The sequence below is a fragment of the Saccharopolyspora soli genome, assembly GCF_022678645.1.
In the GTDB taxonomy this organism is placed as follows: domain Bacteria; phylum Actinomycetota; class Actinomycetes; order Mycobacteriales; family Pseudonocardiaceae; genus Saccharopolyspora; species Saccharopolyspora soli.
On sequence record NZ_JALBWV010000004.1, the window covers coordinates 140,509 to 151,951 of the forward strand.

Annotated in this window: 10 protein-coding genes; 5 read left to right on the top strand and 5 right to left on the bottom strand. The window is 67.5% G+C overall.

Features of this window, described 5'->3' with window-relative positions; genetic code table 11:
* Positions 1-60: 60 nt before the first annotated feature.
* Positions 61-1,194: a CaiB/BaiF CoA transferase family protein gene (locus tag MOQ72_RS04645; protein WP_242180750.1), complete on the bottom strand. Its 1,134-nt coding sequence runs from the start codon at positions 1,192-1,194 to the stop codon at positions 61-63.
* A gap of 702 nt (positions 1,195-1,896) precedes the next feature.
* Between MOQ72_RS04645 and MOQ72_RS04650 the strand changes: the two genes are divergently transcribed.
* The gene (locus MOQ72_RS04650; protein ID WP_242180751.1) at positions 1,897-2,421 is read left to right on the top strand and encodes a hypothetical protein; all 525 of its coding nucleotides are present in this window, start codon (positions 1,897-1,899) and stop codon (positions 2,419-2,421) included.
* Positions 2,422-2,645: 224 nt separating this feature from the next.
* On the opposite strand, the gene MOQ72_RS04655 is transcribed toward MOQ72_RS04650, so the two are convergent.
* Positions 2,646-3,266, bottom strand: a complete 621-nt coding sequence (locus MOQ72_RS04655; protein WP_242180753.1) for a class I SAM-dependent methyltransferase — start codon at positions 3,264-3,266, stop codon at positions 2,646-2,648.
* A 135-nt stretch (positions 3,267-3,401) separates the two neighbouring features.
* On the opposite strand from MOQ72_RS04655, the gene MOQ72_RS04660 reads away from it, so the two are divergent.
* Positions 3,402-3,665: a hypothetical protein gene (locus tag MOQ72_RS04660; RefSeq protein WP_242180754.1), complete on the top strand. Its 264-nt coding sequence runs from the start codon at positions 3,402-3,404 to the stop codon at positions 3,663-3,665.
* Between the two features lie 416 nt (positions 3,666-4,081).
* On the opposite strand, the gene MOQ72_RS45090 is transcribed toward MOQ72_RS04660, so the two are convergent.
* Complete coding sequence (locus MOQ72_RS45090) at positions 4,082-5,017, bottom strand: TetR/AcrR family transcriptional regulator C-terminal domain-containing protein (protein WP_242180756.1); 936 nt, start codon at positions 5,015-5,017, stop codon at positions 4,082-4,084.
* A 159-nt stretch (positions 5,018-5,176) separates the two neighbouring features.
* Between MOQ72_RS45090 and MOQ72_RS04670 the strand changes: the two genes are divergently transcribed.
* Positions 5,177-6,298 carry an FAD-dependent monooxygenase gene (locus MOQ72_RS04670; protein ID WP_242180758.1) on the top strand — a complete coding sequence of 374 codons (1,122 nt, stop codon included), beginning with the start codon at positions 5,177-5,179 and terminating at the stop codon, positions 6,296-6,298.
* 16 nt (positions 6,299-6,314) lie between these two features.
* Here the strand turns inward: MOQ72_RS04670 and MOQ72_RS04675 are convergent, their stop codons facing one another.
* Both MOQ72_RS04675 and MOQ72_RS04680 read right to left on the bottom strand, forming a co-directional pair.
* The gene (locus MOQ72_RS04675; RefSeq protein WP_277953575.1) at positions 6,315-7,400 is read right to left on the bottom strand and encodes a MerR family transcriptional regulator; all 1,086 of its coding nucleotides are present in this window, start codon (positions 7,398-7,400) and stop codon (positions 6,315-6,317) included.
* Between the two features lie 217 nt (positions 7,401-7,617).
* A complete protein-coding gene (locus tag MOQ72_RS04680) occupies positions 7,618-8,508 on the bottom strand; it encodes a class I SAM-dependent methyltransferase (RefSeq protein WP_242180765.1) in 891 nt (296 codons plus the stop codon).
* Between the two features lie 197 nt (positions 8,509-8,705).
* On the opposite strand from MOQ72_RS04680, the gene MOQ72_RS04685 reads away from it, so the two are divergent.
* Together MOQ72_RS04685 and MOQ72_RS04690 are read left to right on the top strand one after the other, a co-directional pair.
* Entirely contained in the window at positions 8,706-9,422 is a 717-nt protein-coding gene (locus tag MOQ72_RS04685; RefSeq protein WP_242180766.1) for a MerR family transcriptional regulator, read from the top strand.
* A gap of 131 nt (positions 9,423-9,553) precedes the next feature.
* Entirely contained in the window at positions 9,554-11,263 is a 1,710-nt protein-coding gene (locus MOQ72_RS04690; RefSeq protein ID WP_242180768.1) for an AMP-dependent synthetase/ligase, read from the top strand.
* Positions 11,264-11,443 lie beyond the last annotated feature (180 nt).

An 11,443-nucleotide genomic window follows, 5' to 3' on the forward strand; every position in this document is an offset into this window, starting at 1 on the left:
GAGGAAGGGAACCTTCCTGCCATCCCACCCCCGGTCGGAGGCTGGCGGTGGTATCGGCGCTCATGATTTCCCTGGGCTGATCGCGCCGGATTCGAGTAGTTCGATCGGGATCTTCCAGTCCCGCACCACCGCTTCGGCGTCGGCTCCGGACGCGGCCACCGATCGCACCGGCGGGTTGGGAGTGCGGCTGAACCGCGGCGCGGGCGCCGGTTGCAGTGCCCCGTCGCGCCGCACCAGCGTCTCGCGCGCCACGATGTGCGGGTGCGTTTCGGCCTCCGCCATGGACAGCACCGGGGCGACGCACGCATCGGAGTTGGCGAACACCTCGGCCCACTCCTGGCGGGTGCGCTGCCGGAAGGTATCCGCGAGCCGCTCGCGCAGTTGCGGCCAGTTCGCCGGATCGTCGCGGTCGGGCATCTCGCCCGCCAGCCCCAGTCGATCCAGCAACTCCGCGTAGAACTGCGGTTCCAGCGCGCCGAGCGAGACGTACTCGCCGTCGGCGGTTTCGTAGATGTCGTAGTACGGGGCACCGGTGTCGAGCAGGTTCGTGCCGCGCTCGGTGCGCCAACCACCGGTTGCCAGCATGCTGAACAGCATGGTCCCCAGGTGCGCCGCACCGTCCACAATGGCCGCATCGACCACCTGGCCACGACCGCTGGTGCGGGCCTCCAGCAGCGCGGCGAGCACACCGACCGCCAGATACATCGCGCCGCCGCCGAAATCACCGAGCAGATTCGCCGGGACCTGCGGCGGGCCGCCCTTGCGGCCGATGGCGTGCAGCATGCCGGTGAGCGCGATGTAGTCGATGTCGTGCCCGGCGGTGGCCGCCAGCGGACCGTGCTGGCCCCAGCCGGTCATCCGCCCGTAGACCAGCTTCGGGTTCACCGCCCAGCACTGCTCCGGGCCCACGCCCAACCGCTCGGTGACACCGGGCCGCAGCCCTTCCAACAGCACGTCCGCGCGCTCGGCAAGCGCGAGCACTGCCTGCGCACCACGCTCGTGCTTGAGATCCACCTGCACGGAGCGCTTGCCGCGGTTGAGCAGGTCGTGCGTGTTGTCCGAGGCGGTCGGCCGGTCCACCCGCACCACGTCGGCGCCCAGGTCGGCCAACAGCATCGCGCTGAAAGGCGCCGGACCGATACCGGCGAGTTCCACGACCCTGACCCCGGCCAGCGGTCCGCCTGTTCCCGTCACGCCACACCTCTCCGCAACCTCGCGCACCGCAAGAATCACGACGCAGTCAGTGTTACACCGCCAGTGTTACAGACGTCAACCTCGTGACCTGCCCGAAAGCCCGCGAATTTGGGGCAGCCCGCAGTTGAGTGCGACGCTGCTCGCCGTTGTGGCTGCCGATCAAGCGCGGGTGATCTCAGCGGTGGCCGGGTGGAACCTCGCAACAAGCAAAGGGGCCGACGTGGTCACGTGGAATGGGCTACCCGCGTCGTTGCGGGATGTCCTACAGGGTCACGTCGGCCCTGTCTCGTCGGCGGCTGATATCGCCGACGGGAACAACAGCGATGTCGTCCCACCCTTCGGGTACGGATGGATGAGGCACATTCGTTGCGGGCCGCCTGACGTGGCTGCGAGTAGCACCGTGCGGACTTGGTTCGCGTGACCTTGCGCTCTACGGTGTGGAATTGCAGTTTTCGACGCATTCGAGAGCCTTCTTGCGCGCGTCAGGTGAGCCGTTCGGAGGTAGGGATTCGCCGAGGGTTCGGCTTTTCCGGGAGATTCCGGATAACCGGGTTCCGGTCGGCGAAGTTGATCAGCAAGCTGGGGCGGACTTGTCACCTATTTCGTCATTGTTGCGTGGTGCACGCCAACTGCTGCCAGTCCCCGTGCCTGTTGGTGGTTCAGCGTGGATTGCGCTCCCAGACTGTGGGTTGGATGGTTCGGATGCCGGGTGGAACCAAGCTGTCGGGACGTAGCAGACGGCTGGCCGTGGGATTTCTCGTATCCCTTGCGAGCGCGGCGATGGCTGGCGTCATCGTGTTGCTGGTCGAGTACGGCGTGGTGCAGAGGTTGTTCGGCGGGTCGGCCACCGAGAACGTGCGGTGGACGACGACGGGCACTTCAACGGACATCGCGGGCGCATACGCGGAGGGCGAGGTCCGGCGCGGGTCGGACGAACGCATCCACCTCGTCGGGCGGCTGCAGGACACTCACCCGGACGGCAAGGGCACCGCGCTGATCATCAGCGTGGCACACGGGGACCGGGTCGAAGAGGTTACCGACTACAACACCGGCGGGGCCAACCACTCGATCGACATCGGCATGCAGCCGACGGGTCGCAGCTTCCCCGACACCATCAAGTCCATCTCGGTCCGCGAATGCCTTACCGCCTGGGCTGACGAGACCAGGACACGACTGGTACTCGATCGCTGCGGCACCACGCCCGCCTTGATCTGGCCCGCCAGCTAGCCGCTGCGGGGCCGGACCGCGTTCCGCCCAGCATCCGGGCAATCGCCCGAATCGGCATGCCCGCACCGGCGCAACCGACTGATCTCCGGCCAGCATCACTCCAGCGATTTCGCGCGAAATCGGCCACAGCGGCCACCTCCGGAACGGCCCGCGGACGAACCATCACGATCCACTTCTGAAATCGCGGCAGGTTCCGCCTGCGGGAGCCTTCGGCTTTCGGTGGATTATCGGCGCTTGGCCCAGAACAGCGTGTGCCCACCAGCGCCTTCCGGAACGAATTCGTCGGAGACGACACCAAAGCCCGCCGTCGAAATCCAGGCACGGTAGGTGGCGGAGTCGACGTGGCTCCACCACATGGTGGCGCCGCTGCCGAGCCAGTCGGGCTCGGATCCGGTCCAGGCTCCGTGGCCGGTCGTGACGAGCAGCCATCCGCCGGGCCTCAGCCAGATGGCAATCCGCGCGAAAAGCGGCGGCTGCTCGTCGAGCGGCAGGTGGATGAACATGTAGAGGCAGACGATCGCGTCGAAGGACGCTGCGGGGAATGCTGCCCCGGTCGCGTCTGCCTGGATGAACGTCGCCTCCGGGACGAGGTTGCGGGCTCGCCGCACCTGCACCGCGCTGAAATCCACGCCGGTGACCGCATGTCCCGCTCTGGCCAAGGAACGGGCGACCGGGACGCCGCACCCGCAGCCCAGATCGAGGATGTCGGCGCGGGCTGGGACGCAGCTGCTGAGTCGAGCGATCCACGGCGCGTACTGGCCGTCATCCGCGTCATCCCGGCGGTAGTGGTAGGACACCGCGTCGTAGCCGCGACGGACCACTTCCTTTGGATGCAGATCGTCCATCCGTCGAAGATTAGGTGGCAATCCCGGTGGAGTACCAGCAGTTTTCGGCTTCACCGCGCGAAAAACCGTCGCCGACTGCAAGGACATCACCCGCATGCGGCGCCGAAGCGGAGAGCGAACGCGGTAACGGCGACGATGATCGTCCACAAGCGACTCGTGCCCCGCGCCATCGACGAACTAATCGCGCTACTCACCGGCACGATCGTTCCCAGCCGGTGGTCCGTCCTGATGTCGTCCCTCGACCTGCCCGCCGGACTCGGCGGCCTGGTCGCCAGTGGCGAAGAGTTCGCTATGGCCTGGCCGCACGCCGCCGAACCGCACCTGCCACCGTGGCCGACTCGTCCGCGGGCCGAACAGGCCGCCCACCCACGACCAGGCAACTCACATCTCTCCCGGTGACCTGGGACGTTTGACCCACGCCGATCCGGGTGCGCAGGCTCATCCTGGGGGCGGCGGAACCTCACAAGGCAGGGTCCAAGGGGGGTGCGCATCATGTCCGTTCGACTCATCGTCCTGGCGCTGGCCGCATTCGCCGCGCTGGCCGTCGTGATGAGCGCTGCCACTGCGCTCTCCGCGCCGATTCCCACTGCTCCGCAGCCACCGGGACCTCGTCCCGTCTTGACCGACTACGTGAGACCACCCGAGCCGCCTGCATTGACTCCGCCCGGCACTACCGACACACCAGGCACTCAGGGAACCTCAGGCAAACCTGGCATCGGCGAATCGGGATCGACCACCGGGACCAGTGGCACTTCAGGATCGGAGGCGACCGGCACCATCAACTGATCCCAACCGGCTGGTACGGGCCGAGGTGGTCACCGCGACGCGGTAGCCAGGGTCTCAAGGCCGTCGAGGAGCATCGCGAGGCCGAGGGCGAACATCTCGTCGAGGTTCATGTCATACCCCTCGCGCAGCGCCCCGAAGTGGCCGAAGAGCTTGGCGAAATGCGGGTAGCGGCCCATGATCTCCTCGTCGTTGATCCTGGGCAGGTACTGAAGATCGGTCCACTCCTCGGCCGACAAGCCGGTGGCGGACAGCGCCTCGTCCTCGCGCTCGAAGTTCGCCGCCAGGCCCACGACGTGGCTGTACAGCAGCACATGGACATCGAAATGGAGCTTCGGCGGCAAGCCGACGCCGCCCAAGGCCCCGAGCAGGCGGTCGCCGAACGCGAGCAGGTTCGGCAGTGGCAGCGGCCGGGTGAGCGGGTGGACCTGGCCGAGCCACGGGTGCGCCCGATGCAGCCGCCAGAGCGCACGAGTGAGGAACTCGACCCGCTCGCGCCACGACCCCGACTCGTCGTCGTCCTCGAACGACAGCGTTCCGTAGACGGTGTCGGCCATGGCCAGCACGAGCTCATCCTTGCCTTCCACGTGGCGGTACAGCGACATCGGCGCGATGCCGCAGCGGCCGGCGACCGCGCGCATCGACACCGCTTCCAGCCCCTCGGCATCGGCGATCGCGACCGCCTCGGCGAGGACCCGCTCGCGGGTGAGCTCCGCCGCGGAATCGCCCGACCCGCGCGCCGGGCGGCGGGGCGCGACGACGGTTCCCGAGCGCGGGCGCGTGAGCACCAGTCCCTCCGCCCGCAACACGTCCAACGCCTTCACCGCCGTGGCGAGAGCCACACCGAACTCCTGGGCGACCTGGCGAGTGGACGGCACCTTGTCCCCAGGAACCAGCTCCCGGTCGGTGATGCGCCTGCTTAGCTCGGCGGCGATGCGTGCGTAGGGCGGCTCGACCTGTTCCGCCACGACGGCTCCCTTCCCGACCCTGTCCTATGACAGATGTTCCTCGGCGGCGACCTGCCGACGCCCCACTGTACTAGCGCAGTCGAGCCACGTATTTGCAGTTCATAACGAATTTTCTGATCGTGGATCACAGCAGGGAGTACAACGTATTGGAGGAACCCGATGACCGCCGTCCTCATCTCCGGCTCCAGCGTCGCCGGCTCCGCACTGGCCTACTGGCTGCGCGAACAGGGCATGACCCCGGTCGTGGTCGAACGCGCCCCGGCGCCGCGCCGCGGCGGCCAGGCGGTCGACGTGCGCGGAGCGGCCCTGACCGTCCTGCGCCGCATGGGGCTCGAAGGCGCCGCCCGCGAACTGGAGAACCACACCAACGGTATGTCGATGCTCGACGCCGAAGGCAACGAGGTCTTTCGATCCGAGGAGATCGCGCTCTCCTCGGGCAACCTCGACTCCGACGACATCGAGATCCTCCGAGAGGACCTCGTGCGCCTCGTCCACGCACGCAACCAGGGCGTCGAACACGTCTTCGGCGACTCGATCACCGCCATCCACCAGGAGGCAGACGGTGTCACCGTGGAATTCGAGCACGCCGCACCGCGCCGCGTCGACCTGGTGATCGGTGCGGATGGCCTCCACTCGAACACCCGCCGCCTCGCCTTCGGACCCGAGTCGCGGTTCATCAACCACCTCGGCACATACCTCTCGGTGTTCAGCGAGGAGAACTACCTTGGCCTGGACCGGTGGCAGACCTGGTTCAACAACGGTTCCGCCGGGGGCACGGTCATGACCGTGCGCGACAACTCCGAGCTGCGGATCTTCCTCGGCTTCGCCTCGGCGCCGATCGAGTACGACCATCACGACGTCCGAGCGCAGAAGCAGCTCGTCGCCGACCACGTGACCGGCATCGGGTGGGAGCTGCCCAGCCTCATCGAGCGGATGTGGCGGGCGGAGGACTTCTACTTCGACTCGATGGCGCAGATCAAGATGGACTCCTGGTCTTCCGGGCGGGTGTCCCTCGTCGGCGATGCCGCGCACTGCGCCGCGCCGCTGTCGGGCCAGGGCACCAGCCTCGCGCTGGTCGGCGCCTATGTCCTCGCCCTCGAACTGGGGCGCACCGACGACCACGAGCTCGCCTTCGCCCGCTACGAACGGCGCATGCGCCCGTTCGTCGAGGACAACCAGGCGCTCGCCCTGATGGACCGCGAGAAGAACTCCCCGCAGGAGATGACGGCCCGCACCGACGCCGTGAAGAACGCCATCGACTTCGACGCGATCATCGACTAGCGCGCTACCCGCTCGATCATCGAACCAGGACAGGCTGTTGTCTGACGTCGATCACCATGGCGGTGACGTTGTCTTCGGACCCGCGTTCCACTGCGCTCTTGACGAGTTCGTCCGCGGATTCTTGAGGTTCCGCCCGCGCTGCCAACACGGCCTTCACGTCGTCGGCGGACAGGGCTTTGAACAGACCGTCGGTGCACAGCAGCAGTCGGTCGCCCGATTTGCACGACACCCCCGCGTAGTCGACATCGACGTCGGGATCGACACCGATCGCTCGCGTGAGCACGTACCGATGCGGATGCGTCTGGGCTTCTGCTTCGCTGATCTCTCCAGCGCGCAGCAACTCCGCGATGACGGTGTGGTCGTGCGTGAGCTGGTCAAGACGCCCGTTGCGAAGGCGGTACAGGCGCGAGTCACCTGCATGCAGGGCCACGGCGGCAGTATCGGTGGTCATCGCGAGGGCCACCAGGGTCGTGCCCATCGTTGCCTCTTCACGGTCCGCTCGCCGCCAGACCGCCTGATTGGCCTCGTGGTAGGCATGGAGGAGCCCCGCGATGCTGCGGTCTAGCGCGAAAGCGGCGTCGAGCGTGTCGAGGGCGAGCCTGCTGGCGACCTCCCCGGCTGCGAGACCGCCGACGCCGTCCGCCACCGCGAACAGCCCGTCGGCGACGAGCACGGCGTCCTGGTTGATCTCACGGCCACCCCGGTGAGTCGTCGTCCCGGCAACAAGAGTGCTGGTCACGTCAGATCCTTTCGTTCCGATGATCGCTCGAGTTGACGAAGGTGTTCGACCTGATGCGAGAGCCGCTCGGGCTTCGGCCAGCGCCTGACGCCGGGCTGCCGAGGCTTGCACGATCTCGCGTTCCCAGTGATCGAGCTGGATCGCGTCGGGATGGGCGAAGAAGCTCGCGATGTCGTCGACCGCGATTCCGGCCCGGCGCAGCAAGGCGATGATTCGAGCCTGGTGCAGCTGGCCGGTCGAGTAGTAGCGGTAGCCCGACCAGGCATCGACGGCGGCCGGTACCAACAGGCCAGCAGCGGCGTAGGAGCGCAGCATCTTGGCTGACAGGCCGCATCGCGACGAGAACTCGCCAATGCTCAGCATTTCATCCACGCCGTGAGCATGAGCCCTTCCCGCAGGGCAGGGTCAACACGCCCGACCTCGCCACGCCTTGACCGCCTACGCGCCGACCTCGGCGTGGTGATCTCACAGGTCGTGGCTATCGGAGCGCTGGTTGCCCGGCCGATGGCGCAGGAGCCAGAAATCGACAACTTGCCAGTGGGATTCCTCTCCCCGGACGGGAACGCAAGTGGTGTTGGTGTCACGTGTTGGTCAACTGGAAGTGCCAGATGATCATCCTCGGCACTCCCTCGTTGGCTGCTCGTGCTGCTTCGGGTACCAGGTCGGTCAGGCTCCACGGCCAGGTGTGCCACGGACCCATGGTCGGTGGATTCGACGAGGCGGCGTGGTTGCTCGTCGGTGTGCGGGGTTCTTCGCAGCCTCGGAGTTGCAGGCCCACCAGAAGGGCGGCGCGCAGGTAATCCCCGACCAGGTGGCGATGGCTGACCAGTCGCGCGGGCCGCCCGTCCGGGCCGCGCACCGGCGGGATCGAGCCCCGCGCCACTGCCTCCGGATGCACGTCGGCGATGACCAGGTGTCCGCCTGGACGCAGCACCCTGGCGAACTCCGCCACCACCGGGTTGAGCGCGGGGAGGTGCGTCAGCGCCAGGCCGCAGACGACCAAGTCCACTCCGGAGTCCGCGACTGGAAGCCGGTGCAGATCGCCGAGCAGGAACTCGCCCTGCGGCACTCGCACGCGGGCGCGCGCGAGCATGTCGGGCGAGCTGTCCACCGCGACGACCCGATGACCTCGCTCGGCCAGCCATTGCGCATATCGGCCGGTGCCGCACGCCGCGTCCAACGCGACACCTGGTGGCAGCGCATCGACGATCCGCTTCACCTCGGGCTCGTCGATGTCGAATGCCGCGTTGCCGGGCTGGTCATAGGTCTCGGACCACACCCGGTAGCCGTCAACCGTGTTCACGCGGTGCACGTCCACGGCTGCGTTTTTCAGCGACTCGTCCTGGAGCAACCTGCGGATCTCGGCGATCCGAGACTCGGTGAAGTCGCGGTCGAATTCCCCGATGAACCCGCGCAACAGGGCGATGCCCTCAAGTCCGAGCAGGTAGGCCAACGGATGCTCGTAGCTCACCAGGGCGACGCTAACGATCCACACCCGGACGAGCCACGGATTTGTCAGCCCACCTCCGGAGGGTTCCGACCCAACAACAGGCCGGTGCGAGAACTGCGCGGCCGCGTCCTGCCTTGGTGCGTCGGGCCGCGCAGGTCAGAGCCGGTCGCTATGTGACACCTTTGGTGTTACAGCAGTCACGGAGTAACGTTGCCTGCATGCTCCGAACTGCGGACGAAGAGCTCACCATCGACGAACTGGCCGCCCGCGCCGGAGTTACCGTGCGCACTGTTCGGTTCTATTCCTCGCGCGGCTTGCTCCCACCGCCTCGGCTGCGCGGCCGACTTGGTCTGTACGGGGGCGACCACCTGGCCCGGCTCGACCTGATCCGCGAACTGCAGGCCCTCGGCTTCACGCTGTCCGCGATCGAGCGCCACCTGGAGCGCATCCCCGCTGACGCTTCCCCGGACGAACTCGCCTTGCAGCGCGCGTTGATCGCGCCGTGGACCGACGACCGCTCCGAAGACCTGGACCGCCACGAGCTCGATCGCCGCGCCGGTCGCCACCTCGACGACCAACTGGTTCACCAGCTCATCGAACTCGGGATCCTGCAACGTATTCCGGACTCGACACGGCTGCGGCTGCCCAGTCCGGCGATGCTCGGCGTCGGACTGCAGATCCTCGACCTCGACCTGCCGCTGGAAATGCTCGTGCAGGCCAAGGGAATCGTCGAACGGCACACCGCGGAGATCGCCGCCGAGCTGCGCGAGCTGTTCGCCGCGAACGTGCTGCGCCCGTACGTCGAACGCGGTCGCCCGGAGGAAGAGCGCGAGCGGGTTCGCGCGGCAACCGACCAGCTGCGCCCGCTGACCATCCAGGTGTTGGTCAACGGTTTCCAGCACGCCGTCAACGACGTGATCCGCGACCACGTCTGATTTGACCGGATCGAGTGGTCGAACGCCTCGCGATTCCAGCTTTCGGCGCTGGCCAACGACGCCTCTGATGCGGTTTTATCGCGTCGTGATGCATGTCACTCCCGATCGGCGATGAGGGGAGACCGGCTGCGATGAGCGCTTCAGAAGCGTGGGTCACCGCCGCGCTGGAAACGACCATCCCGCAACTGTTCTCGCGCAACGCCGCGGACTTCCCGCAGCGTCCGGCGCTGACCGACGACAGCCGCGCACCGCGCACCTGGACTTGGACCGAGGCGAACCGCGAGGTGCACACCCTCGCCGCCGGACTGGCGGCGCTGGGCCTGCAATCCGGCCAAACGATGCTGATCATGATGGCCAACCGGGCCGAACACTGGCTGATCGATGTCGCGGCCACCCATCTCGGCGCGGTGTCCAGCACCCTGTACCCCACGCTCAGCCAAGACCAGGTGCACTACATCGCGCAGCACAGCCGAGCCCGGATCGTCGTGCTGGAAGGTGCCGACCAGTTGCGGCGCTGGTCCAAAGTCCTGCGCAACATGTCCACCGTCGAGCACATCATCGTGCTCGACGAAGCGGCGATGGTGGCCGCGGATCACCGTTTCCGCACCTGGGAGCGTTTGCGTTTGCTCGGTGAACAGCGCTTGCGGGACGACCCCGAACTGGTGCGGCGGTCTTGGACCGCGATCCGGCCGAACCACCCGGCCGCGATCCTCTACACCTCCGGCACCACCGGCGAGCAGAAGGGCGTGGTGCTCACCCACCGCAACATCTGCTTCGCGGCCGCCACTTTGCACCAGGTCACGCAGCCCGAGTTGCACGCGCCCCGGCTGTGCTACCTGCCGCTGGCGCACATCGCGGAACGGATGGTCGGGCTCTACGCGGCCATCTACGACATCGCCCACGTGCATTTCTGCGCCGATCAAGGACGAATCCTCGCCGCGCTGACCCAGGCTCGACCGGCGCAGTTCTTCGCCGTGCCCAGGGTTTGGGAGAAACTCGCCGCCGCGCTTCGGGGCGTCCCGGCCGAGCAACGCGCCACCCCGCAGGCGCTGCGCGCCCGCATCGGGCTGGACCGCGCTGCGTGGCCGTCCAGCGGCGCCGCCCCGATCGATGCCAGTGTCTTGGAGTTCTTCAGCACCGTCGGAGTGGACATCTTCGAACTCTGGGGCATGACCGAAACCACCGGCTGCGTCACCACCAACCACGCCGGGGCCCACCGACTCGGCACCGTCGGCCGCGCCGTGCCCGGTGTTGAGGTGCGCACCGCGGCGGACGGGGAAATCCTGGTGCGCGGGCCGCTGGTGTGCGCGGGATACCTGGAGCCCGACGGTGCGATCCGGCCAGCCGTCGACGCGGACGGTTGGCTGCGCACCGGTGATATCGGGGCGCTGGACGCGGACGGCTTCCTGACCATCACCGACCGCAAGAAGGAACTGATCATCTCGGCCGGGGGCAAGAACATCGCGCCCACTGCGGTGGAGAACGCGCTCAAGGCGCACCCGCTGATCGGGCACGCGTTGGCGTTCGGCGATCGCCGCCCGTACCTGGTGGCGCTGGTGGTTCTCGACGAGGACGCCGCGCCGAAATGGGCCCGCGACCGGGGCATCGCATTCCGAGATCTCACCGATCTGGCCGGGCATCCCGCTGTCGAGTCCGAAGTGGAGGCGGCGGTGCAAGCCGCCAACGAACGGTTGAACCGGCCCGAACAGGTCAAGCGCTACCGGATCCTCGGCCAGTCGTGGGGTGTCGAGGGCGGCGAGCTGACCCCGACGCTCAAGCTCAAGCGCCGCGTGATCCACGAAAAGTACGCCGACATCATCAACCAGCTCTACACCACCTGACGCACCCGCGAGCAAGGGAACCTTCCTGTCACCCGAGCGCCGCTGATGCGAGGAAGGGAACCTTCCTGTCACTGCCACTCGCAGGAAGGGAACCTTCCTGTCACCAATGGACCGAACTGATCGATCGTTCGGCCAGTGGGGTGCCGCTCTGCGCTCGACGCCGAAGCCGGTACGTCTGTG

Bases quoted from the DNA above. Each gene is read 5' to 3' on its own strand.
- MOQ72_RS04685 (WP_242180766.1), top strand. From the start codon at position 8,706: ATGCTCCGAACTGCGGACGAAGAGCTCACCATCGACGAACTGGCCGCC.
- MOQ72_RS04670 (WP_242180758.1), top strand. From the start codon at position 5,177: ATGACCGCCGTCCTCATCTCCGGCTCCAGCGTCGCCGGCTCCGCACTG.
- MOQ72_RS04675 (WP_277953575.1), bottom strand. From the start codon at position 7,400: ATGCTGAGCATTGGCGAGTTCTCGTCGCGATGCGGCCTGTCAGCCAAG.
- MOQ72_RS04655 (WP_242180753.1), bottom strand. From the start codon at position 3,266: ATGGACGATCTGCATCCAAAGGAAGTGGTCCGTCGCGGCTACGACGCG.
- MOQ72_RS04650 (WP_242180751.1), top strand. From the start codon at position 1,897: ATGCCGGGTGGAACCAAGCTGTCGGGACGTAGCAGACGGCTGGCCGTG.
- MOQ72_RS04690 (WP_242180768.1), top strand. From the start codon at position 9,554: ATGAGCGCTTCAGAAGCGTGGGTCACCGCCGCGCTGGAAACGACCATC.
- MOQ72_RS04660 (WP_242180754.1), top strand. From the start codon at position 3,402: ATGATCGTCCACAAGCGACTCGTGCCCCGCGCCATCGACGAACTAATC.